General features: G+C 31.7%; 1 pseudogene. It reads right to left on the reverse strand.

Annotation, left to right across the window (positions count from 1 at the left end):
- Positions 1-246: pseudogene (locus ACWA1B_RS23325) on the reverse strand (hypothetical protein); the annotation flags it as partial.

The raw sequence follows: 246 nt of genomic DNA on the forward strand, positions 1-246 counted from the left end.
GCGCATCATCCATCAGCTTTTTAGTGTTTTTGTAGCCTGGATTAATACTTTCCAAATAAGCAAAATCATCATAAGCTTTTCTAAAATCCATTTTATTATTCGATTTCAAAAGAGCCGAAGCGTTCTCGTACAAATATTTAGAAAGTGCATTTTTGCTATTTACAATTTCTGTAGAATAATTTTCAAAAGGAAAATTGGCATTTTTCCCCTGTTTCAATAAAGACAAGGGCAGAAGTGGTCTAATTT

It is taken from the genome of Flavobacterium xizangense (genome assembly GCF_054075145.1).